Annotated in this window: 20 protein-coding genes; 3 read left to right on the plus strand and 17 right to left on the minus strand. The window is 71.3% G+C overall.

Annotation, left to right across the window (positions count from 1 at the left end; genetic code table 11):
• Position 1: 1 nt before the first annotated feature.
• A complete protein-coding gene (locus KI385_RS09330; protein WP_238571736.1) occupies positions 2–490 on the plus strand; it encodes a nuclear transport factor 2 family protein in 489 nt (162 codons plus the stop codon).
• A gap of 6 nt (positions 491–496) precedes the next feature.
• Here the strand turns inward: KI385_RS09330 and KI385_RS09335 are convergent, their stop codons facing one another.
• The 7 genes from KI385_RS09335 to rpe all read right to left on the minus strand — a co-directional run bounded on the left by KI385_RS09335 (position 497) and on the right by rpe (position 7,412).
• On the minus strand, positions 497–952 hold the full coding sequence (locus KI385_RS09335) for an Lrp/AsnC family transcriptional regulator (RefSeq protein ID WP_128511086.1): 456 nt from the start codon (positions 950–952) through the stop codon (positions 497–499).
• A 10-nt stretch (positions 953–962) separates the two neighbouring features.
• Positions 963–2,432: an amino acid permease gene (locus KI385_RS09340; RefSeq protein WP_238571737.1), complete on the minus strand. Its 1,470-nt coding sequence runs from the start codon at positions 2,430–2,432 to the stop codon at positions 963–965.
• 394 nt (positions 2,433–2,826) lie between these two features.
• Positions 2,827–4,290: a GuaB1 family IMP dehydrogenase-related protein gene (locus KI385_RS09345; RefSeq protein WP_238571738.1), complete on the minus strand. Its 1,464-nt coding sequence runs from the start codon at positions 4,288–4,290 to the stop codon at positions 2,827–2,829.
• Positions 4,291–4,476: 186 nt separating this feature from the next.
• The gene (locus KI385_RS09350) at positions 4,477–4,920 is read right to left on the minus strand and encodes a barstar family protein (RefSeq protein ID WP_238571739.1); all 444 of its coding nucleotides are present in this window, start codon (positions 4,918–4,920) and stop codon (positions 4,477–4,479) included.
• Complete coding sequence (locus KI385_RS09355; RefSeq protein ID WP_238571740.1) at positions 4,917–5,408, minus strand: guanyl-specific ribonuclease; 492 nt, start codon at positions 5,406–5,408, stop codon at positions 4,917–4,919. The genes KI385_RS09350 and KI385_RS09355 overlap by 4 nt, the downstream gene beginning before the upstream one ends.
• A gap of 60 nt (positions 5,409–5,468) precedes the next feature.
• On the minus strand, positions 5,469–6,485 hold the full coding sequence (locus KI385_RS09360) for a sugar-binding transcriptional regulator (RefSeq protein WP_238577634.1): 1,017 nt from the start codon (positions 6,483–6,485) through the stop codon (positions 5,469–5,471).
• A gap of 243 nt (positions 6,486–6,728) precedes the next feature.
• Positions 6,729–7,412: a ribulose-phosphate 3-epimerase gene (gene rpe, locus KI385_RS09365; protein WP_238571741.1), complete on the minus strand. Its 684-nt coding sequence runs from the start codon at positions 7,410–7,412 to the stop codon at positions 6,729–6,731.
• A 377-nt stretch (positions 7,413–7,789) separates the two neighbouring features.
• On the opposite strand from rpe, the gene KI385_RS09370 reads away from it, so the two are divergent.
• Positions 7,790–9,427 carry an eCIS core domain-containing protein gene (locus KI385_RS09370; protein ID WP_238571742.1) on the plus strand — a complete coding sequence of 546 codons (1,638 nt, stop codon included), beginning with the start codon at positions 7,790–7,792 and terminating at the stop codon, positions 9,425–9,427.
• A 34-nt stretch (positions 9,428–9,461) separates the two neighbouring features.
• Here KI385_RS09370 and KI385_RS09375 read toward each other — a convergent pair whose 3' ends face one another.
• Together KI385_RS09375 and fmt are read right to left on the minus strand one after the other, a co-directional pair.
• Positions 9,462–10,895 (minus strand): RsmB/NOP family class I SAM-dependent RNA methyltransferase, encoded by a 1,434-nt coding sequence (locus KI385_RS09375; protein WP_238571743.1) that lies wholly within the window; start codon positions 10,893–10,895, stop codon positions 9,462–9,464.
• Positions 10,896–10,996: 101 nt separating this feature from the next.
• A complete protein-coding gene (fmt, locus tag KI385_RS09380) occupies positions 10,997–11,935 on the minus strand; it encodes a methionyl-tRNA formyltransferase (RefSeq protein WP_238571744.1) in 939 nt (312 codons plus the stop codon).
• 250 nt (positions 11,936–12,185) lie between these two features.
• Between fmt and KI385_RS09385 the strand changes: the two genes are divergently transcribed.
• The gene (locus KI385_RS09385) at positions 12,186–12,737 is read left to right on the plus strand and encodes a hypothetical protein (RefSeq protein ID WP_128510968.1); all 552 of its coding nucleotides are present in this window, start codon (positions 12,186–12,188) and stop codon (positions 12,735–12,737) included.
• Positions 12,738–12,880: 143 nt separating this feature from the next.
• On the opposite strand, the gene KI385_RS09390 is transcribed toward KI385_RS09385, so the two are convergent.
• The 8 genes from KI385_RS09390 to KI385_RS09425 all read right to left on the minus strand — a co-directional run bounded on the left by KI385_RS09390 (position 12,881) and on the right by KI385_RS09425 (position 21,438).
• Positions 12,881–15,019 carry a primosomal protein N' gene (locus tag KI385_RS09390; protein ID WP_238571745.1) on the minus strand — a complete coding sequence of 713 codons (2,139 nt, stop codon included), beginning with the start codon at positions 15,017–15,019 and terminating at the stop codon, positions 12,881–12,883.
• A gap of 115 nt (positions 15,020–15,134) precedes the next feature.
• Positions 15,135–16,343: a methionine adenosyltransferase gene (metK, locus tag KI385_RS09395; protein WP_238571746.1), complete on the minus strand. Its 1,209-nt coding sequence runs from the start codon at positions 16,341–16,343 to the stop codon at positions 15,135–15,137.
• A gap of 264 nt (positions 16,344–16,607) precedes the next feature.
• Positions 16,608–17,846: a bifunctional phosphopantothenoylcysteine decarboxylase/phosphopantothenate--cysteine ligase CoaBC gene (gene coaBC, locus KI385_RS09400; protein ID WP_238571747.1), complete on the minus strand. Its 1,239-nt coding sequence runs from the start codon at positions 17,844–17,846 to the stop codon at positions 16,608–16,610.
• Positions 17,847–17,952: 106 nt separating this feature from the next.
• A complete protein-coding gene (gene rpoZ / locus KI385_RS09405) occupies positions 17,953–18,225 on the minus strand; it encodes a DNA-directed RNA polymerase subunit omega (protein WP_005319902.1) in 273 nt (90 codons plus the stop codon).
• 72 nt (positions 18,226–18,297) lie between these two features.
• On the minus strand, positions 18,298–18,918 hold the full coding sequence (gene gmk / locus KI385_RS09410) for a guanylate kinase (RefSeq protein ID WP_238571748.1): 621 nt from the start codon (positions 18,916–18,918) through the stop codon (positions 18,298–18,300).
• A 38-nt stretch (positions 18,919–18,956) separates the two neighbouring features.
• Positions 18,957–19,280: an integration host factor gene (locus KI385_RS09415; RefSeq protein WP_128509128.1), complete on the minus strand. Its 324-nt coding sequence runs from the start codon at positions 19,278–19,280 to the stop codon at positions 18,957–18,959.
• Positions 19,281–19,495: 215 nt separating this feature from the next.
• Entirely contained in the window at positions 19,496–20,332 is an 837-nt protein-coding gene (gene pyrF / locus KI385_RS09420) for an orotidine-5'-phosphate decarboxylase (RefSeq protein ID WP_181923819.1), read from the minus strand.
• A complete protein-coding gene (locus KI385_RS09425) occupies positions 20,329–21,438 on the minus strand; it encodes a quinone-dependent dihydroorotate dehydrogenase (protein ID WP_238571749.1) in 1,110 nt (369 codons plus the stop codon). The genes pyrF and KI385_RS09425 overlap by 4 nt, the downstream gene beginning before the upstream one ends.
• Positions 21,439–21,461 lie beyond the last annotated feature (23 nt).

A 21,461-nucleotide genomic window follows, 5' to 3' on the forward strand; every position in this document is an offset into this window, starting at 1 on the left:
CATGGACACCGAATCCATGGACACCGAAGCGATGCGGCACCAGCTCCAGCACCTGACCGACCGGGCCGAGATCAGCGACCTGTTGGACCGCTACCTCCGCTCTCTGGACGAGGGGAGGTTCGACGAGGCGTGGGCCCGCGCCTTCCACACCGAGGACGTCACCGCCGAGATGCCGATCGGCACCGTCCACGGCCGGGCCGCCCTGCTGGCGCACATCAGCGCCGCGATGGCGCTCTTCGACCGCACCGTCCACCTGGGCACCAACGCCGTCATCGAGATCGACGGCGACCGGGCCACCGCCCGCGGCGCCCAGCTGAGCACCCATGTCCTGGCGGACGGCTCCGGGGAGGTCTTCGTCTCCGCGGGCCATGCGGACAGCGAGCTGGTCAGGACAGCGGACGGCTGGCGGATCGCCGCCTCGTCGCTGCGCATCGTATGGACCCGGGGGACCCCGCCACGGGTGCCCGCGGACCTCGGAGCGCAGACCTGAGCGCGGCTAGCTCGGCGCCCCCGAACCGTACCGCCGCAGCAGCGGCGAGAGCACCAGCACGGACTTCGTCCGCTCCACGAACGGCTCGCCCGCGATCCGCTCCAGCACCCGCTCGAAGTGCCGCATATCGGCGGCGAAGACCTGGACTATGGCGTCCGCCTCACCGGTGACGGTGGAGGCGGACGCCACTTCCGGGTAGCGCGACAGGCCGCGGTGGATCGCCTCGGGCGAGGTGTTGCGGCGGCAGTAGATCTCGATGAAACCCTCGGTCTCCCAGCCGAGCGCGGCCGGGTCGACCCGCACCGTGAAGCCGGTGATCGCGCCGTCGGCCCGCAGCCGGTCCACCCGGCGTTTGACGGCCGGCGCCGAGAGCCCGACCTCCTGGCCGATGTCGGCATAGCTGCGGCGGGCGTCCTCGGCGAGGGCGTGGACGATGCGTTCGTCGAGATCGTTCAGTCGCACTGCGGGTGGATCACTTCTCTGCTGTGGCCAATCGGGAGCGGCGCATGCCGTATCCGAAGTAGACCACAAGGCCCACGGCCATCCAGACTCCGAAGACCACCCAGGTCACGGCGCCGAGGCTGCCCATCATGCAGGCGCACAGCACAAAGCCGATCGCCGGGAACAGCGGGGAGAGCGGCGTGCGGAAGGTCCGCTTCATCTCCGGCCGGGTGCGGCGCAGCACGATCACCGCCACATTGACCAGCGCGAAGGCGAACAGCGTGCCGATGCTGGTGGCGTCGGCCAGCTCGCCCAGCGGCACCGCGGCGGCGAGCACACCGCAGAACAGCGAGACGATCACGGTGTTGGCGCGCGGCACACCGCTCTTGGAGTGCACCTTGGAGAACACCTTCGGCACCAGGCCGTCCCGGGACATCGCGAAGAGGATCCGGGTCTGGCCGTAGAGCACGGTCAGCACGACGCTGGCGATGGCGATGACCGCGCCGAAGGCGAGCAGCACGGCCCACCAGCTCTGACCGGTGACCGCCTTCATGATCCCGGCCAGCGCGGCCTCCGAGCCCTCGAACTTCTGCCAGGGCATCGCCCCGACGGCGATGGCCGCCACCAGGCAGTACAGCACGGTGACGATCACCAGCGAGAGCATGATCGCGCGCGGCAGATCACGCTGCGGGTCCTTGGCCTCCTCGCCGGCCGTGGAGGCGGCGTCGAAGCCGATGTACGAGAAGAACAGGGTCGCGCCCGCGGCGCCGACGCCCGCCATGCCCATCGGCATGAAGTTGGCGTAGTTGCCGGACCGCACGCCCTGTAGGGCGACACCGCAGAACAGCAGCAGCGCGACGATCTTGACGACCACCATGATCATGTTGGCCCGGGCGCTCTCCTTGGCCCCGCCCAGCAGGAACGCCATCGCGAGCATCACCACCAGCAGCGCCGGCAGATTGAAGTAGCCGCCGTCGCCGGGCGGCGCGGAGAGCGCATCCGGGATGGTGAAGCCGAGCGTGCCGTCGAGCAGCTCGTTCAGATACTGGCCCCAGCCGACCGCGACGGCCGCGACCGAGACGCCGTACTCCAGGATCAGACACCAGCCGCAGACCCAGGCGACCAGCTCGCCGAGGGTGGCGTAGGCGTAGGAGTAGGACGATCCGGAGACCGGGATGGTGCCGGCCAGCTCCGCGTAGGACAGCGCGGAGAACAGGGCGGTGATGCCGGCGATGACGAAGGCGATGATGACCGCGGGCCCGGCGGCCGGGACGGCCTTGCCGAGGACCACGAAGATGCCGGTGCCGAGGGTGGCACCGATGCTGATCATGGTCAGCTGCCATACACCCATCGAGCGGCGGAGCGTTCCGCCCTCCCCCTTGCCGCCCTCGGCGACCAGCCGCTCGACCGGCTTGCGCCGCATCAGCCGGGTGCCGAGGCCTCCGGAGGGTGGCTGGGGGTCGCTGTCCCCTACGGGTGGGGCTGCGCCGTGCTCCAACACTGGGGTGGCTCCTTTATCGCTGCCGGTTCATCGCTGCCGGTGACTGCGGATACGGATGACGGCGACCGACAGCGGCCCGTTCATGGGCATGCCAAAGCAAGCCGCAGCAGGAGACCGCCGAGCAGGCGGTCTCCGCCACTCCACGTACAGCGCATGACCTTACGGCCCGCCGCTGACCTGCCGTAATGCGGGTTCCTTGCGCAACTACGGACGATCGTTGCGCACCGGTGCGACGGACGACGGTTCGTTGCGCACAAGCGTCAGATCATGAAGTTCGCGGCGGAGCGTCCAAGGGGTGGACACCATGGGGCCCGCATACGCGACCGGCCCCGCACCGATGCGGTGCGGGGCCGGTGAGCGGCGGATCCGGGTCGCTGTGCGGCCCTGTCGCGGGTCAGTTCCAGCTGTCGTGCAGCGGCTTGCCCTCGGCGTAGCCGGCGGCGCTCTGCACGCCGACCACGGCCTTCTCGGCGAACTCGGCCAGCGAGGCCGCGCCCGCGTAGGTGCAGGAGCTGCGGACGCCCGCGATGATCGAGTCGATCAGGTCCTCGACGCCGGGGCGCCCCTGGTCGATGAACATCCGCGAGGTGGAGATGCCCTCCTCGAAGAGCCCCTTGCGGGCCCGGTCGTAGGCCGATTCCTCGCTGGTACGGCGCTGCACCGCACGGGCGGAGGCCATACCGAAGCTCTCCTTGTACGGGCGGCCGTCGGCGGTGTGCTGGAGGTCGCCGGGCGACTCCAGGGTGCCGGCGAACCAGGAGCCGATCATGACGTTGGACGCGCCCGCGGCCAGCGCCATCGCGACATCGCGGGGGTGCCGCACGCCGCCGTCGGCCCAGACGTGCTTGCCGAACTTCTTGGCCTCGGCGGCGCACTCCAGCACCGCGGAGAACTGCGGCCGGCCGACGCCGGTCATCATCCGAGTGGTGCACATCGCGCCCGGTCCGACACCGACCTTGATGATGTCCGCGCCGGCCTCGATCAGATCGCGTACACCCTCGGCGGCGACGATGTTGCCCGCCACGATCGGGACCTGCGGGTCCAGCGCCCGGACCGCCTTGACCGCGCTGATCATGCTCTCCTGGTGGCCGTGCGCGGTGTCCACGACGAGCGTGTCCACACCGGCGTCCAGCAGCGCCTTGGCCTTGCCGGCCACATCGCCGTTGATGCCCACGGCGGCGGCGATCCGCAGCTTGCCGTTGGCGTCCGTGGCGGGGGTGTACAGGGTGGCGCGCAGGGCGCCCTTACGGGTCAGGATGCCGACCAGCTTGCCGTCCGCGTCGACCGCGGGAGCGAGCTTGCGGTTGGCGGCGTCGAGGCGGTTGAAGGCCTCCCGCGGGTCGATGTCCGCGTCCAGGACCAGCAGGTCCCGGGTCATGACCTCGGCCACCTGGGTGAAGCGGTCCACCCCGGCCAGGTCGTGCTCGGTGACGACGCCGACCGGGCGACCGCCCTCGACGACGATGCCCGCGCCGTGCGCCCGCTTGGGCAGCAGCGACAGGGCGTCGGCGACGGTCGCGACCGGGGACAGCACGATCGGCGTGTCCAGCACCAGATGACGGCGCTTGACCCAGGTCACGACGTCGGTGACGACGTCGAGCGGAATGTCCTGCGGAATGACGACCAGGCCACCACGGCGGGCAACGGTCTCGGCCATCCGGCGGCCTGCGATCGCCGTCATGTTGGCGACCACGAGCGGAATGGTGGTTCCGGACCCGTCGGGCGAGGACAGATCCACACCCTGGCGGGAGCCCACGGCGGAGCGGCCGGGCACCATGAACACATCGTCGTAGGTCAGGTCGTAAGGCACCGAAGAACTCTCTTCGAGCGCGCCGTTCTTCGGATTCAGGAATCGCATAACGCCAGGATACGGGCCCTGACCAGGGCTCATACGATTGTCCGAGCCAGGGAGTGGGCCGTGTGTGCGATCCGCCAACGGGCACTGAGCTGCTGACGTGTACACGTCGAGCCGGGTGAGCGGTCCAGACGTACGGGGTGATCTCCAGCCGGGACGACACCCGCCGGAGACGGTCCCGGACAGCTCCTAGACCCCCTGCCGGGCCCGTCCCCTGGCCATGATCACGGCCAGTCCGGTGTCCGTGTCGCGCCAGTACCCCACCGCGTCCGCGAGGACGCCCTCCACGATGCTCCAGTCCTCCGGCGCGGCGGTCGCATAGCCCTGCCAGCCCGTCACGATCAGCAGCCGGCCGCGGTCGGCGGGGCACCAGGAAAGGTCGGTGAGGCAGTCGGCGAGCGCGTCCCAGTTGCGGCCGAACCAGTCCGGCAGCCGCAGCGAGCGGGCGCACCGCTCCATGAAGGCGTCCTTGCCCACGGCCCCTTCGAGTTCCAGCGTCGCGCCGGTCCAGCCGGCGTCCCGCGCGGCGTCCAGCGCGTCCGCCACCGAGCGGTCGGCGGGCCAGGGCAGCACTCCCGGGGGCGTACTGCCGTCGAGCACCGCCGCGAGCGGCCGGGGCACAGAACCCGTCATCGGAGCACCGCCTTGAAGGTCCGGTAGTGATCGTCGGTGTAATACGTCTCGTGGCTCTCGCCGGTGACGAGACGGCGCGCACCGCGGTCCGGCGACCCGGGCGTAGGAACCGTGTACTCGTGGTAGTAGCCGCGCGGCTGACGGGGCAACAGCGCCTCACGGTTGCCGAAGACGGTCCCGTCCTGCGCGTACGGGAAGGGCCCGCCGGCGTCGATGAGCCGCAGGGTGTCCCGCGCCTGGGAGGGCAGCTTGCCGACCGGGACGACCGGCATGCCCTTCGACCGGTCCGGTACGCCAACGGTGCCGGGCGTACCGGAGGTGGCGGGTGCCCGCGTACCGGCGACGGCCGTTGCCACGGACCGCGGCGACGCAGGCGAACTCCCCTTGTCACCACCGCCGGTGGAACACCCGGTCAGTACGAGAAGCAACCCGGCGAGCAGCGCGGCGACGACAGCGGCGGCGCGGCGCGGAACGAAGCGGATCACCATGGCGCTGATGCTGTCACAGGCAGGCCCGGGCTGCTCGCCGATGAGTCCGCCAGGGGTGCGTCACGCCCCGTCAGGATCCGCCCGGTCCAGGGCGGGGCGCGGCCCGGGGCCGGTCTCCAGCAGCAGATGGTCGGCGGCAGAGGTGTCCGTGACCAGACTCGTCACCAGCCCGGAGCGCAGCACCGCGCCGATCGCCGCGGCCTTGCGCCGGCCGCCCGCGATCGCGACGACCTCGGGGATACGGCGCAGCCGGTCCGCCTCGACCGTGATGCACCGCTCGCCGAGGTCCCGGCCGATCCGCCGGCCCTCCGTGTCGAAGAGGTGCGCGGACATCTCGGCGGCCGCGCCCAGCGAGGCGTAGTGCTCCCGCTCCTCCTCCGAGAGCATGTCGTAGACGGTCGAGATGCCCGGCTCCCAGGAACCGATGGAGACACAGGCGACGGTGACCTTGTCGAAGTAGTCGAAGGCGCGGGCAATACCGGTCTGCCGGCGCAGCGCCTCGGCGGTCGCCGAGTCGGGCAGCAGCATCGGCGCGTAGATCGGGTGCGCCTCGCCTCCGGAGACATCGGCCGCGCGGCGCACCGCCTCGACCGAGCCCCGGTCGGCGGTGCCGGCGTCATAGACACCGGTCAGCTGGACGACGGTGCACGGCGGGAGCCGGCGCAGCGCGGCCGCCATGTGGATGGTCGACCGGCCCCAGGCCAGTCCGAGCACATCGCCCTCGGTGACCAGCTCGCCGAGGAGGTCGGCCGCGACCTCACCGAGGTTCTCCGGGTCGGCGGCGTCTTCGGGCGGGGTCCCGCCACCGAAGGCGGGGGGAGCATCCGCGGGCGACTCGACGACCACCGCGTGCCGCAGGCCGTAGCGGGCCCGCAGGGCGTCGGAGCGTTCGGCGTCCAGCTCGGAGGGGACCCGGATCTCGATCCGTACAAGATCACGTTCCAGTGCCGTCTCCAGCACCCGCGCGACCTTGAACCGGCTGACGCCGAACTCCTCCGCGATCTGGATCTTCGACTTGCCCTCAAGATAGAAACGGCGGGCCATGGCCGCGGCCTGCACCAGCTCGGCAGGGCCCATTCCGGACTGTGGGCGGCTGGCTACCACGAAATTCTCCCCTTTTGCGCATCTGATCGAGTCTTTGCTCATCCTTTCAGAAACCCGAGGGCAACGGGGACCATCACCGCTCCGACCGTCGTGAACGCTCGGTTGCGCCACGGACAATGGGCGGCACAGCCGCGCCACAAGAGGATTTCGGTGGCCGATATCGACCGGGCCGCCCGTCACATGTTCGATCCGGCGGCCCGCTCCCGTGCCCCGGAGTCAGTGCGCGCAGCCCCAGCCCGCCGCCGCGGTCGCCGTCTCGGCCTTCTCCCGCAGGTCCCGGACCGCCTTGGCCGGGTCGTCCGCGCCGTACACCGCGGAGCCGGCCACGAACACATCGGCGCCCGCCTCCGCACAGCGCTCGATGGTGGCCGCCGAGACCCCGCCATCGACCTGCAGCCACAACTCCAGACCGTGCCGGGAGATCAGCTCACGGGTGCGACGGATCTTCGGCAGCATGATGTCCAGGAACGCCTGGCCGCCGAAGCCGGGCTCCACGGTCATGATCAGCAGCATGTCGAGCTCGGGAAGCAGATCCTCGTACGGCTCGATCGGTGTGGCCGGCTTCAGCGCCATCGACGCCCGCGCGCCCTTGGCCCGGATCTCCCGCGCCAGCCGCACCGGCGCCGCCGCCGCCTCCACATGGAAGGTCACCGACCCGGCCCCGGCCTCGATGTACTGCGGCGCCCAGCGGTCCGGGTCCTCGATCATCAGATGCAGATCGAGCGGGGTGTCCGTCGCCTTGCTCAGCGACTCGACCACCGGCACACCGAGAGTGAGATTCGGGACGAAGTGGTTGTCCATGACGTCGACGTGCAGCCAGTCGGCGCCCTCGACGGCCTTCGCCTCCTCGGCGAGCCGGGCGAAGTCTGCGGACAGGATGCTGGGGTTGATCAAGGCCATGCCACCAGTATGGCTTGGTGGCCGAGAAGCGATGGAGGGGGGACGGGTGCAACGACCGCCCGGAGTGCGCCCTTACGCCCCGACCACAGGGCCGCCATGCTGATGATGTCGCCATCGGGCAGTGGACCGGCGGGCGGAGGGGAGACAGCGTGTACGCGGAAGATCGGCCGTCAGCGGAGCAAGCAACGCGTCTGCGGGACGAAACCCACCACTTATCGCCCGAGGCGGCCCCGGTCCAGGGCCTCGGGAACGGCCCTGCGGCACTCATCGCGCTACAGCGCTCCGCGGGAAATCGCGCCCTCGTACAACTCCTTGCCCGGGAGCCGCACGCCCACGACACCCCAGGCGGGCACCAGCAGCCACTTCAACGCTCCACCGTGCACGACGTACTGCGCTCCCCGGGCTCACCGCTCGACGAGAGCGTACGCACGGAGATGGAAGCCCGGCTCGACGCCGACTTCTCCGACGTCCGCCTGCACACCGACCCGCCGGCCCGGCGCTCCGCCACCGAGCTCGGCGCCCGCGCCTACACCTCGGGCAGCCATATCGTCATCGGCGTCGGCGGCGCCGACAAGCACACCCTGGCCCATGAGCTCACCCATGTCATCCAGCAGCGCACCGGTCCGGTCTCCGGTACCGACAACGGCTCGGGCCTGAGCATCAGCGGCCCCTCCGACACCTTCGAACGCGCGGCGGAGGAGAACGCGGCCCGCGTCCTCGCCCGCCCCGTACCGACGCCTTCCCCGGCCGTCCCAACTGCCATCTCACCCGTGCAGCAGGCCCTCCGCGACGAAGCCTCCGCGCCGACGGTCGCCCGGTTCGCGACGGCACCCTCGGGCTCGCCCGTCATCCAGCGGCGCGGCGAGAACCCCTATGCCGAAGCGAGGCAACACGAAGGGTGGGAGCTCACCGCGCACCACATCGTTCCCCACACCGCCCTCGTCGGCGCGCTCGGAAAGCTGAGCAAGGAGAAGCGTGCCGAGGTCCTCGCCCACGCCATTCCCGAAACACTCACCGACCGGATGCTCACCAACCTCAAGGTCGTACCCCCCGCCGGGCAGGACCTGGAGACGTTCAAGAGAGAGCTGAGGGAAAAGCTGGCCGGACCGGACCCCGACACCGAGACCGTGGCCGGGGTCCCGCTGGGGGACATGCGGATGTCCTTCTTCGAGTGGCAGGGCGGCAACCAGTTCTCCGGCCCCAACACCTCGATCCGGCCGGAACCGTCCACGTCGAAGGACGATATCGACTTCGACGGCCGGTACTTCACTTCGCTCGGCGAGAAGTTCAAGGAACTCACCGACCTGGGCACTGCCGTGAAGAAGGAAAACAGCGAGGACGAGACGGTCCGCCTCTTGAAGGACATGCTGAACATCACCAAGAACGTGGCCCCAGCCCCGTTCGCGTCAGCGGAATGGACCGAAATCGGGACCCTGGAAGAGCTGGAGCGGCTGGCCCAGGACCAGAGGCTGGACCGGAAACACATCCGGAATTACGCCTTCTTCAAGCTCAGGCTCTCCGAGATCGGAACCGCGAAGTACGAGGAGCTCTCAGCCGCCCCCGGAGGGGAGTACCGCTACCAGGGCGTGCCGATGCCGCTCCAGGTCAAAGGGGTGTTCGGCTATATCCCGCTGGCCGACAGCAGCGCCGTCGCCACCGTCACCAAAAGCGAAAGGGACCTCACCGACGTACTGCACGATCTCGGCGTCCCTGTCGAGTACGACAAGAACGGCGTGGATGCGGAGATCGAACTGGCGCCGGGAAAGATCACCGTCGCCGGGAAGTACTTCACGGTTCAGGGGTACCAGGACAGAATCCCCTGCAAGTCCGTCGACGGGAACAAGGTCAAGGCGGTGGCCAAGCTGATCCAGAAGAAGAAGCTGTCCACCGCCACCAGCGGAAAGTCGCTGTACCAGTACTGCCGGGAAACCGGTATGCCCATCGCCAGTTACCTCCCGAAGAAGCTGTCCGACACCCTCCAGAAGCCCTCAGCGGCCGCACCGGCCCTCCGCTGAATTCGAGACCGCCGCCTCGGCCCGTACCCGTCCCTCAGCCGGTCCGCCGCAGCAGCGCCAGATACATCGCGTCCGTGCCGTGCAGATGCGGCCACAGCTGGACGTCGGGGCCGTCGCCGAGCGCCGGGACGCCCGGCATCAGCGGCCGTGCGTCGATCCATTCCACCTCTGCCGGCAGGCCGCCCCGCCCCTTGATGACGTCGTCCACCACGGCCCGGGTCTCGGCCGGATGCGGGGAGCAGGTCGCGTAGCCGACGACGCCGCCGATCCGTACCGCCGCGAGCGCCTGCCGGAGCAGCTCGCGCTGCAGCGGGGCGAAGCCGTCCAGGTCCTCGGGGCGGCGGCGCCAGCGCGCCTCCGGCCGCCGGCGCAGCGCGCCGAGACCGGTGCAGGGCACATCGACGAGCACCCGGTCGAAGGCGCCGGCCTGCCAGGCGGGCCGGGTGCCGTCGGCGGCGATGACCGCGTACGGGCCGGGGTTGCCCTCCAAGGCCCGCGCCACCAGGCGCGCGCGGTGCGGCTGCTTCTCCGACGCGAGCAGGGCGGCGCCTCGCTGTGCGGCGAGCGCGGCCAGCAGCGCCGCCTTGCCGCCGGGGCCGGCGCAGCCGTCGAGCCAGGCGCGGTCGGGGCCCTCGACGGGCGCGTTCGCCAGCGCGAGCGCGACGAGCTGACTGCCCTCGTCCTGTACACCGGCACGTCCCTCGCGGACCGCGTCCAGCGCGCCCGGCTCACCGCCCTCCGCGAGCCGCACCGCGTACGGCGACCAGCGCCCCGGCAGCGCGCTGTCCTCGCCGACCGCCGCCAGCAGCTCCTCGGCGGTGGACCGGCCGGGCCGCGCCACCAGCGTCACCTCGGGGCGCTCGTTGTCCGCCTCCAGCAGGTCCTCGATACCGGCGCGGCCCCCGCCGAGCGCGTCCCACAGCGCCGAGACGATCCAGCGGGGATGCGCATGCACGATGCCGAGGTGGTCCTCGGGGTCCTTGTCGTACTCCGGGGCGACCCGCTCCAGCCAGCCGTCCAGGTCATGCGCCGCGACCTTGCGCAGCACCGCGTTGACGAACTTGGCCCGTCCGTCGCCGAGCACCACCCGGGCCAGTTCGACGCTCGCACTGACCGCGGCATGCGTGGGGATACGCGTGCCGAGCAGCTGGTGCGCGCCGAGCGTCAGCACGTCCAGGACCGGCGGGTCGACCTCCCGCAGCGGCCGGTCCACGCACTGCGCGATGATCGCGTCATACGTCCCCTGCCGCCGCAGCGACCCGTACACCAGCTCCGTCGCCAGCGCCGCGTCCCGGGTGTCGAAGTCACCGCCCTCGCGCGCCTTGCGCAGCAGCGGCGGCAGCACGAGATTCGCGTACGCATCCCGCTCGTCGACGGCCCGCAGCGCCTCGAACGCGAGGATCCTGACCGGGTCCTTCTGCGGGCGGCGATAGGGCTTGCTGGGGCGACGACGGGGCTGCTGACTCACAGAAAAGGTGCTCCGGATACGAGATGAGGGGTCCGTCCCAGCCTACGCGGGCGGCAGGCGGGAGCGCGCGGGGAGGTCGGGACCGATCGAAAAGGCCCGTCCTAGTCCCCCAGCCGCTCCCCCGCCTCGATCCGTACGCCACGCGCCCAGTCCGCGGCCTTCATCGGCTTCTTGCCCTGCGGCTGGACCCAGACGAGTTCGACGGGGTGGCTGCCGGTGCCGACGTACGCCGCCTTCTTCGTGACGGCGAGTTCGCCGGGTGCGAGGGCGAGCTCGGTGTGGCCCGCGGCGGAGGTGGCCGACATCAGCTTGAGGCGCTCGCCCCGGAAGACCGTCCACGCACCGGGCGCGGGCGCGCAGCCGCGGATCACCCGATCGACCCGCAGCGCCGGCGCCGACCAGTCCACCTTGGCGTCCTCGACCTCGATCTTCGGCGCGAGCGAGATGCCCTCGGCGGGCTGCGGCACCGGCGTCAGCGTGCCGTCCTCGATGCCGTCCATCGTCGCGACGAGCAGCCCGGCGCCGGCGAACGCCAGCCGGGTGAGCAGATCGCCGCTGGTGTCCGTCGGCCGGACCTCCTCGGTCAGCACCCCGTAGACCGGCCCGGAGTCCAGGCCCTTCTCGATCTGGAAGGTCGAGGCGCCGGTCACCTCGTCACCCGCGAGCACCGCGTGCTGCACGGGCGCCGCGCCGCGCCACGCGGGCAGCAGCGAGAAGTGCAGATTGACCCACCCCTTGGCGGGGATGTCGAGCGCGGTCTGCGGCAGCAGCGCGCCGTAGGCGACCACCGGGCAGCAGTCCGGCGCGATCTCCCGCAGCCGGGCCAGAAAGTCCTCGTCGCGCGGCTTGACGGGCTTGAGCACCTCGATGCCCTCCTCCTCGGCGCGCTCGGCGACGGGGCTGGCGACCAGCTTCCGGCCGCGTCCGGCGGGCGCGTCGGGCCGCGTCACGACGGCCACGACCTCGTGCCGGTCGGAGGCGATCAGGGCATCGAGGGCGGGTACGGCGACCTCGGGGGTGCCGGCGAAGACAAGCCTCATGGGTGGCGATTACCTCTCACACGCAGCGGAACGACGCACCAGTCTATGGGTCTTGGCCCAGGCCACGAGTGGTGGATCCAGGGGGCGTACGGGTTTTCCCGCGCCTCGCACGGAAGCTCGTACGCCCCCATACCGTGACCAGAGCCGCTGCTGTCGCGTTGGTCAAACAGCATTGACCTTCGACCGGGCCGCTTTGGCGGCCCGATCGCTTTCACACTTCCTTTTCCACGCCGGTTCGAGAGGCTTGCTCATGGCCGACCACGCAACCCACGACGCCCAGGCGCGCGCCAGCCTGCATCTCCTGGTGCGGGACATCGAGCGGGTCCGACGGCAGGTGGACGCACTGCGCACGCTGACCGCTCAGCTCGGCAACGTCTACCGACCGCGGCGCACGGGACCCTCCGCGGGCTTTGTCGTGTATGGACGCGCGCCCGCTCCGACGGTGCGTCTCGCCCAGGAGTTGCGCGACAGCGTCGAAACACTTGTCACGGCCGCGGTCGACTTCGACCGTTCACTGGGGTTCTCGTGGGATGCGGTGGGCTCGGCGCTCGGTGTCACCAAACAGGCCGTGCACCGCCGTTACGGTGCCCGCAGGGCAGCCGCCCAGCCCGCCGCCGACAACAGCGTTGAGCCGACGGTACGTTCGCCCGAGTCCTCGGCGACCCGCGCGGTGACCATCGCCGCGGGTCTGCCGGGCGCGCCGTCCGTCCCCGCCGCCCGCTCCATGCCCGCCCAGCCGACCGCGGCCTCCCGCGACGAGCCCACCCGTCCGGGCGCCTTCCCCGGCCCCCGCAACGGCTGAGCCACTCTCACACGGGGCTGCAGCCCACTCACCACCGCTCGCCAACGCCCCGGGACCGCCCGATGACAACGGTCCCGGGGCGGCGCCATGTCCGGGCGGGGCCAGACCCCCGACGGCCCCTTCTCCTCATCCCAGGTTTCTCCTCATCCCAGGTCCGGCGGATCGATCCGTACCCGTACCGCCTCGCCCTCCCGCTTGACCAGCCGGGCCGCGCGGGCCGCCTTGAGCGCCGCGGCGAGCACCGCGCCCTGGCCGGGGCGTACGCGTACGAGGGCGCGCTCCCAGACCTCGCCCGGCGGCGGGTCGCCCGGCCGGCGCGGGCGCGCGGGGTCCGGTATCGGCAGGGGTACGGGACCCAACACCTGGGCGCCCGCGGGGAGTTCGGCACTTCTGAGCAGCTCGGCGATGTCCTCGGCGCGGCCGGCCACGGAGGCCATCCGGGAGACCGGGGGGAAGCCCAGCTCGGCCCGCTCGGCCAGCTCGCGGACCGCATGCCCGACCGGATCCCAGCGCACCAGCGCCTGCACCGGACGCAGCGTCGGCTCCGCGATCACCGCGACGGTGCCGCCCTCCGCCTGGCCGCGGACCAGCGCGGCAGCGCCCAGCCAGCGGCGCAACGCCTCCTCCCCGGCCCGCAGATCCGGCCGTCCGAGCAGCGCCCAGCCGTCCAGCAGCAGCGCGGCCGCATACCCGCCGCCCTCGGCCACCGGTTCGGCGCCCGGCGTGCTGACCACGAGCGCGGGTGCTCCCGGCACCGTGGCCAGTACATGATCACGCCCCGACGTACGCACCGGGACCGCCGGGAACGCCCGGCCCAGCTCCTCCGCCGTCCGCCGCGCGCCCACGATCTGCGCCCGCAGCCGCGCGCCGCCGCATTCGGAGCAGTGCCAGTCCGGCTCCGGCCGTCCGCACCATGCGCAGGCCAGCTCGCCCGCGTCCTGCGACTCCAGGGGGCCTGCGCACGCTCGGCACCGCGCGGGGGTACGGCACCGCTCGCACGCCAGCCGGGGCGCGTAGCCACGGCGCGGCACCTGGACGAGCACCGGTCCGTGTTTGAGGCCCTCGCGCACCACCTGCCAGGCCATCGTGGGCAGCCGGGCGGCGCGCGCGGCGGCGTCCCGCGCCTCGTCGCCGTCGCCGACCGTACGCACCAGGGGCGCCGCGGCCCGCACCTGCTCGCGGTCGGCGGCCAGCGGGCGCGCCCAGCCCGTCTCGACCAGCTGTGCCGCCTCGACCGTGCAGCTCAGCCCGCCCAGCAGAAAACCGGCGCGCTCATTCACCGACCGCTGGATGAGCACCTCGCGAGCATGCGGCTGCGGCGCATGCGGATCACTGTGGCTGGCGTCCCCGTCGTCCCACAGGGCCACCAGCCCCAGATCGGCGACCGGTGCGAACATCGCCGCGCGCGTCCCGACCACGGCCCGCACCGACCCACGGCTGACCGCGAGCCACCGCCGATACCGCTCCTCGGGCCCTGCGTCCGCGGTCAGCAGCACATGCCGCCCGTCCCCGATCAGCTCACCGAGCGCCGCGTCCACCCGCGCCGCGGCCCGCCCGTCCGGCACCACCACCAGCGCACCGCGCCCGCCGGCCAGCGCGGCGGCCGCCGCCCGCGCCAGCTCCTGCGGCCAGGTCGCCCCGGGCAGCGCCGTCCACACCGCCCGCGGAGCATCGCCCCGCACCAGCGCCGTCAGGAACCCGGCCCCCGCCCCGTAACGCTCCCAACTGCCCACCTCGGGCGCCGCATTGGGCGGCAACGGCGCCGGCGACGGCTTGGCCTCCGCCCGGGCCCGCCGCGGCGGCACCGCCAGCTGCACCACATCGGCGAGCGTCCCGGCATAGCGGTCCGCCACCGCCCGGCACAGCCCCAGCAGCTCGGGCGTCAGCACCCGCTCGGAGGACAGCACCTGCGCGATCGGGGCGAGCACCCCGCGATAGTCGCTCTCCGCGACCCGCTCCACGATGAACCCGCTGACCAGCTTGCCGCCCTCACGCCGGCCCCCCTTCTCCCCCGCCCCGAACCGCACCCGTACCCGCACCCCGGGCTGCGCCTCGGCATCCATCGCCGCCGGCACCGCGTAATCGAAGTACCGGTCGAGGTGCACCAGCCCCTTGTCGACCAGTACCCGCGCCACCGGCAGCCCCGCCGCCAACTCGGCCCCCCGCCAGGTCCGCGGCTTGGCCCGCCCGGCTTTGGTCTCCCGCACGGCTTCCCGGATGAGGGCCAACTGCTCGCCCGCACCCGGCACCCCCGCCTCCGGTCGCCCGTTCTCCCTGCTCACAGCATCAGTATTAGCAGACGGCACGGACAGTGACCGGAGGCGCTGTGGAAAGGCCACGGCCCCGGACCGTCGAGCGGTCCGGGGCCGTGATCACATCAGGCGGCGGTACGGGGACTTACAGCCCCGCGGCCCGCTTCAGCGCCTCCACCCGGTCCGTGCGCTCCCAGGTGAAGTCCTCCAGCTCGCGGCCGAAGTGGCCGTAGGCGGCGGTCTGCGCGTAGATGGGGCGGAGCAGATCGAGGTCGCGGATGATGGCGGCCGGGCGGAGGTCGAAGACCTCGGCGATGGCATGTTCGATCTTGTCGGTGTCGACGGTGGCGGTGCCGAAGGTCTCGACGAAGAGGCCGACGGGCTCGGCCTTGCCGATCGCGTAGGCGACCTGGACCTCGCAGCGGGCCGCGAGGCCGGCGGCGACGACGTTCTTGGCGACCCAGCGCATCGCGTAGGCGGCCGAGCGGTCGACCTTGGACGGGTCCTTGCCGGAGAAGGCACCGCCGCCGTGGCGGGCCATGCCGCCGTAGGTGTCGATGATGATCTTGCGGCCGGTCAGGCCGGCGTCACCCATCGGGCCGCCGATCTCGAAGCGTCCGGTCGGGTTGACCAGCAGGCGGTAGCCGTCGGTGTCCAGCTTGATGCCGTCCTCGACGAGCTGGTTGAGGACGTGCTCGACGACGAACTCGCGGATGTCGGGCGCGAGCAGCGAGTCGAGGTCGATGTCGCTGGCGTGCTGCGAGGAGACCACGACGGTGTCGAGGCGGACGGCCTTATGGCCGTCGTACTCGATGGTGACCTGGGTCTTGCCGTCGGGGCGCAGGTAGGGGATGGTGCCGTTCTTGCGGACCTCGGACAGGCGCTTGGAGAGGCGGTGCGCGAGGTTGATCGGGAGCGGCATCAGCTCCGGGGTCTCGTCGCAGGCGTAGCCGAACATCAGGCCCTGGTCGCCTGCGCCCTGCCTGTCCAGCTCGTCGTCATCGCCCTCGACGCGGTTCTCGTACGCGGTGTCGACACCCTGGGCGATGTCCGGGGACTGCGCGCCGATGGAGACCGAGACGCCGCAGGAAGCGCCGTCGAAGCCCTTCTTGGACGAGTCGTAGCCGATGTCCAGAATCTTGTTCCGGACGAGGTTGGGGATGTCTGCGTACGCCTTCGTCGTCACCTCGCCGGCCACGTGCACCAGGCCGGTGGTGATCAACGTCTCCACGGCGACCCGGGAAGTCGGGTCCTCCTTGAGGAGCGCGTCGAGAATGGTGTCGCTGATCTGGTCAGCGATCTTGTCGGGGTGGCCCTCGGTGACGGACTCCGAGGTGAACAGGCGGCGGGACACATCGCTCCCTGGGGTTGCAGCGGCTGCTGGCTGATCATTGGCGGAAGGGCCGAGAGCTGCGCTCGGCCCGATCCACTCGCCAGTTTATCGGTCAGATGTGGCGTTCGGGCACGCGGTCTCGATTTATGGACCCCCCGTGACCTGGGACACCACGGCCCACGGTAGGACGATCACCTTGAGAATGGGCCGGGTCAAGGAAACACGCCGGTTTTTATGGGGCCGATGGAGTGAAGCAGGGGTCGGTAGGAGTGGTTCCGGCCGGGATCAGGTGTGAATCTCGGCCAAGCGGGGGGCGACCAGGTCCCAGACCGTGTCGGCCAGGGCTTCCTTGGGGCCGTACGGGACCGGGGTCTCGGTTCCGTCGGACGCCAGGATCACCGCTTCGTTCTCGGCCGAGCCGAAGGCCTTGTGCTCGCCGACCTCATTGACGACCAGCAGGTCACAGCCCTTGCGGGCGAGTTTGGTGCGGCCGTTGGCCAGGACGTCGTCCGTCTCGGCGGCGAAGCCGACGACCACCTGTCCGGGCCGCGGGCGGTCGGCGGAGAGCTCGGCGAGGATGTCCGGATTTCTGACCAGGGTGACCGGTTCCGGCTCCTGGCCGTCGACCTTCTTGATCTTGCCGGTGGTGTAGACGGCGGGCCGGAAATCGGCGACGGCGGCGGCCATGACCACCGCGTCGGCGTCCGCGGCCGCCTTCAGCACGGCCTCCCGCAGCTGGCGGGCCGTACCGATGTGGATCACGTCCACCCCGGCCGGATCGGGCAACTCGGTGTTGCCCGCGACAAGCGTGACCCGGGCGCCGCGGGCCGCGGCGGTGCGGGCAAGCGCGTAGCCCTGCTTGCCGGAGGAACGGTTGCCCAGGTAGCGGACGGGGTCCAGCGGCTCGCGGGTGCCGCCGGCGGTGACGACGACATGGCGGCCCGCGAGATCCTGCGTGCTGGCCCCCTGCGCGCCGCGGGCCAGCACCCGGCGGCAGAGCTCGAAGATCTCGACGGGGTCGGGGAAGCGGCCCTTGCCGGTGTCGACACCGGTCAACCGGCCGACGGCGGGCTCGATGACGATCGCGCCGCGGCGCCGCAGGGTGGCGACGTTCTCCTGGGTGGCGGGGTTCTCCCACATCTCGGTGTGCATCGCCGGGGCGAAGATCACCGGACAGCGCGCGGTGAGCAGCGTGTTGGTCAGCAGGTCGTCGGCGAGGCCGTGGGCGGCCTTGGCGAGCAGGTCGGCGGTGGCGGGCGCGACCACGACGAGGTCGGCGGCCTGACCGATGCGGACGTGCGGGACCTCGTGGACGGACTCCCAGACCTCGGTGGTGGCCGGGTTCCCGGAGAGCGCCGACCAGGTGGCCTCGCCGACGAAGTGCAGCGCCGAGGCGGTCGGCACGACCCGTACGTCGTGCCCGGACTCGGACAGCCGCCGCAGCAGCTCGCACGCCTTGTACGCGGCGATCCCGCCGCTGACCCCCAGGACGACCCTGGGCCGCTCCCGCTCCCGCTTGTCCATCGCTTCGCCGCTCCCCGAGCTCAGGTCCGTAGGTATGTCTGTCCCTATGACACACCAAGGGCCCGGCGGTCGCTCCGCCGGGCCCTTGGTGAGGTGCTGTGCTTGCTTACTGCGCGGGGCCCTCGATGGCCTCGGAGGTCAGCAGACCCGCGTTGATCTCGCGAAGCGCGATCGACAGGGGCTTCTCGTGGACATGCGTGTCGACGAGGGGGCCGACGTACTCCAGCAGGCCCTCGCCGAGCTGGGAGTAGTACGCGTTGATCTGGCGCGCGCGCTTGGCGGCGTAGATCACAAGGCTGTACTTCGAATCAGTGGCCTCGAGAAGCTCATCAATGGGCGGGTTGATGATGCCCTCGGGTGCGGTGATGGAAGAGGACACTCTCTACCTTCCGAAGGGGGATAAAGCCGGTGTGTAACGCAAAAGTCTGGGGCGCTCCGGGGAGCTGCGCGGTCAGCCGCTGGTGTTGTGGTCCCCGGATCGATGCAACATCAAGGCTAGCAGCTCACGGCTGACGTCCTCGACGGAGGTGTTGACAAGCGTCACATCGAACTCTTTCTCCGCCGCCAGCTCGACCTTGGCTGCGGCCAGGCGGCGCTCGATGACCTCGGGCGCCTCCGTGCCCCGGCCGGTGAGTCGGCGGACCAGCTCGTCCCAGCTCGGCGGGGCGAGAAAGACGAGCTGGGCCTCCGCCATGGACTCGCGGACCTGGCGCGCGCCCTGTAGGTCGATCTCCAGCAGGACGGGCTCCCCGGCCTCCAGCCGGTCCAGCACCGCCTTGCGGGGGGTGCCGTAGCGGTTACCCGCGAATTCGGCCCATTCGAGCAGCTCACCGTTGGCGACGAGCTTGTCGAACTCCTCGTCGTCGACGAAGAAGTACTGGACGCCGTGCCGCTCCCCGGGTCGCGGCTTGCGGGTGGTGGCCGAAACCGAGAGCCAGACCTCGGGGTGGACCTTGCGCATATGCGCGACGACCGTGCTCTTACCGACCCCGGAGGGGCCGGAGAGCACGGTCAGTCGCGGTTGTCTGGCCGGGGGTGCGGGGGTCGTCCCCCGGGAGACTGCAGTACTCATGCAGCGATTATTCCAGCTTCCCGGGGGTGCCGGAAAATTCAGGAAGCGGTGCTGCCGAACTCACGCTCCAGCGCCGCGATCTGGTTGGAGCCAAGACCCCGGACACGGCGGCTCTCGGAGATACCGAGCCGCTCCATGATCTGCTTGGCGCGGACCTTGCCGACGCCGGGCAGGGACTCCAGCAGTGCGGAGACCTTCATCTTGCCGATGACGTCGTTCTCCTGGCCCTGCTTGATGACCTCATGGAGGGAAGCACCGGAGTGCTTGAGCCGATTCTTGACCTCGGCGCGCTCCCGGCGAGCCGCGGCGGCCTTCTCGAGCGCGGCTGCGCGCTGTTCAGGGGTAAGGGGCGGAAGAGCCACGCCTACGTCACCTCGGATGTCGAACTGTCGGATACGGACCGGTGTGGAACCTAGTCGCCCCGCACCTGCGGAGCAACGAGCAACGCGCTTACGTGCAGTGCTCTCGACGGAGACTAGCGGCCAAGGCGCCCGGAGTCAGCGAGAACAGACGAAAAGTCCTGGTCAGACTCTGCTGACCAGGACAATTCGGGACCAAAGTCCCCGTCGGAAGGTGCCTAATCGAGCGCGGTCCGCACTTCGTCGGCGAATCGGTGCGCCGCGGCGCGCAGAGCGGCGGTGTCCGGACCGTGCCGCAGCACCCCTCGGCTGACGCTCGGCACGACATTGCGCACGGCGTCCCCGAAGACCGTCGGAAGGTCGGCGGGGGTGGCGCCCTGGGCACCGATGCCGGGGGCCAACAGCGGGCCGTTGATCGCCAGATCGAACGAGGAGAGATCGCCGAGCGTGGCGCCGACGACCGCGCCGAAGGATCCCAGCGGCTCGGCGCCGGCGTTCTCGGCGGCGAGGTGGCCGAGAACGGTCGCGGCGATCGTGCGGCCGTCCTCGCGCACCGCGCGCTGGACCTCCGCGCCCTCCGGGTTGGAGGTGAGGGCGAGGACGAAGAGCCCGGCGCCGCTCTCGCGCGCGAGGTCGACGGCGGGCTTCAGCGAGCCGTAGCCGAGGTACGGGGAGACGGTCAGCGCGTCCGAGAACAGCGGCGAGTCCTTGCGCAGGAAGGTCTCGGCGTACGCGGCCATGGTCGAGCCGATGTCACCGCGCTTGGCGTCCATCAGGACCAGGGCACCGCGCTCGCGCGCCTCGACGACGGCGGTCTCCAGTACGGCGAGGCCGCGCGAGCCGAAGCGCTCGAAGAACGCCGCCTGCGGCTTGAAGACCGCGACCTGCTCGCCGAGCGCCTCCACGACGGTGCGGGTGAAGCGGGCCAGGCCCGCGACATCGTCGTTCAGGCCCCAGTCGGCCAGCAGCGAGGCGTGCGGGTCGATGCCGACGCAGAGCGGGCCGCGCTCGTCCATGGCGCGGCGCAGGCGCGTGCCAAAGGGCTCCAGGGTCATCCGGTCACCTTCTTGTGCTCGGCGCCGACGGCGTCGGCGAGGGTGGCGTACGGGCTGTTGCGCAGGCGGGCCGCCAGCCCCTTGTGGAGGGCGCGGCACCAGAACGGGCCCTGGTAGATGAAGGCGCTGTAGCCCTGGACGAGGGTGGCGCCGGCCAGGATGCGCTGCCAGGCGTCCTCGGCGTTCTCGATGCCGCCGACACCGATGAGGGTGATCCGGTCGCCGACGCGGGCGTAGAGGCGGCGCAGGACCTCCAGGGAGCGCTCCTTGAGGGGCGCGCCGGACAGGCCGCCGGTCTCGGCGATCAGCGCCGGGTCGGACGTCAGGCCGAGGCCCTCGCGGGCGATGGTGGTGTTGGTGGCGATGATCCCGTCCAGGCCGAGTTCCACGGCGAGGTCGGCGACCGCGTCGACATCGGCGTCGGCGAGGTCCGGGGCGATCTTGACCAGCAGCGGGACCCGACGGTCGGTGACCGTACGGTCGGCGGCCTCGCGGACCGCGGTCAGCAGCGGCCGGAGATGGTCGACGGCCTGGAGATTACGCAGTCCGGGGGTGTTCGGGGACGAGACATTGACGACCAGGTAGTCGGCGTGCCGGGCGAGCCGCTCGGTGGAGGTGACGTAGTCGGCGGTCGCCTCGGCCTCCGGGACGACCTTGGTCTTGCCGATGTTGACGCCGACGGTGGTCGGGAAGACCGGGTTGCGGGCCGCCAGACGGGCCGCCACGGACGCGGAGCCCTCGTTGTTGAACCCCATCCGGTTGATCAGCGCGCGGTCCGGCACAAGCCGGAACAGGCGCTTCTTGGGGTTGCCGGGCTGCGGCTGGGCGGTGACGGTGCCGATCTCGACGTGGTCGAAGCCGAGCATGGTCATCCCGTCGATGGCGACGGCGTTCTTGTCGAAGCCGGCGGCCAGGCCGAAGGGGCCGTGCATCCGGCGGCCCAGGGCCTCGGTGCGCAGCTCCTTGTAGCGCGGCGCGAGGGCGGCCGCGACGAAGGTGCGCAGCACGGGGATGCGCACGGCCAGCTGGATCCAGCGGAAGGCCAGGTGGTGGGCCTGCTCGGGGTCCATGCGCTTGAAGATCAGGTGGAAGAAGAGGCGGTACATCGGGGGTGGGACCTTCCGCGGTG

The sequence above is a fragment of the Streptomyces inhibens genome, assembly GCF_022221585.1.
Taxonomy (GTDB): domain Bacteria; phylum Actinomycetota; class Actinomycetes; order Streptomycetales; family Streptomycetaceae; genus Streptomyces; species Streptomyces inhibens.

Bases quoted from the DNA above. Each gene is read 5' to 3' on its own strand.
- KI385_RS09330 (WP_238571736.1), top strand. From the start codon at position 2: ATGGACACCGAATCCATGGACACCGAAGCGATGCGGCACCAGCTCCAG.
- KI385_RS09345 (WP_238571738.1), bottom strand. From the start codon at position 4,290: ATGCGATTCCTGAATCCGAAGAACGGCGCGCTCGAAGAGAGTTCTTCG.
- KI385_RS09350 (WP_238571739.1), bottom strand. From the start codon at position 4,920: ATGACGGGTTCTGTGCCCCGGCCGCTCGCGGCGGTGCTCGACGGCAGT.
- KI385_RS09355 (WP_238571740.1), bottom strand. From the start codon at position 5,408: ATGGTGATCCGCTTCGTTCCGCGCCGCGCCGCCGCTGTCGTCGCCGCG.
- KI385_RS09360 (WP_238577634.1), bottom strand. From the start codon at position 6,485: ATGGGCCCTGCCGAGCTGGTGCAGGCCGCGGCCATGGCCCGCCGTTTC.
- rpe (WP_238571741.1), bottom strand. From the start codon at position 7,412: ATGGCCTTGATCAACCCCAGCATCCTGTCCGCAGACTTCGCCCGGCTC.
- fmt (WP_238571744.1), bottom strand. From the start codon at position 11,935: ATGAGGCTTGTCTTCGCCGGCACCCCCGAGGTCGCCGTACCCGCCCTC.
- KI385_RS09385 (WP_128510968.1), top strand. From the start codon at position 12,186: ATGGCCGACCACGCAACCCACGACGCCCAGGCGCGCGCCAGCCTGCAT.
- coaBC (WP_238571747.1), bottom strand. From the start codon at position 17,846: ATGGACAAGCGGGAGCGGGAGCGGCCCAGGGTCGTCCTGGGGGTCAGC.
- gmk (WP_238571748.1), bottom strand. From the start codon at position 18,918: ATGAGTACTGCAGTCTCCCGGGGGACGACCCCCGCACCCCCGGCCAGA.
- pyrF (WP_181923819.1), bottom strand. From the start codon at position 20,332: ATGACCCTGGAGCCCTTTGGCACGCGCCTGCGCCGCGCCATGGACGAG.
- KI385_RS09425 (WP_238571749.1), bottom strand. From the start codon at position 21,438: ATGTACCGCCTCTTCTTCCACCTGATCTTCAAGCGCATGGACCCCGAG.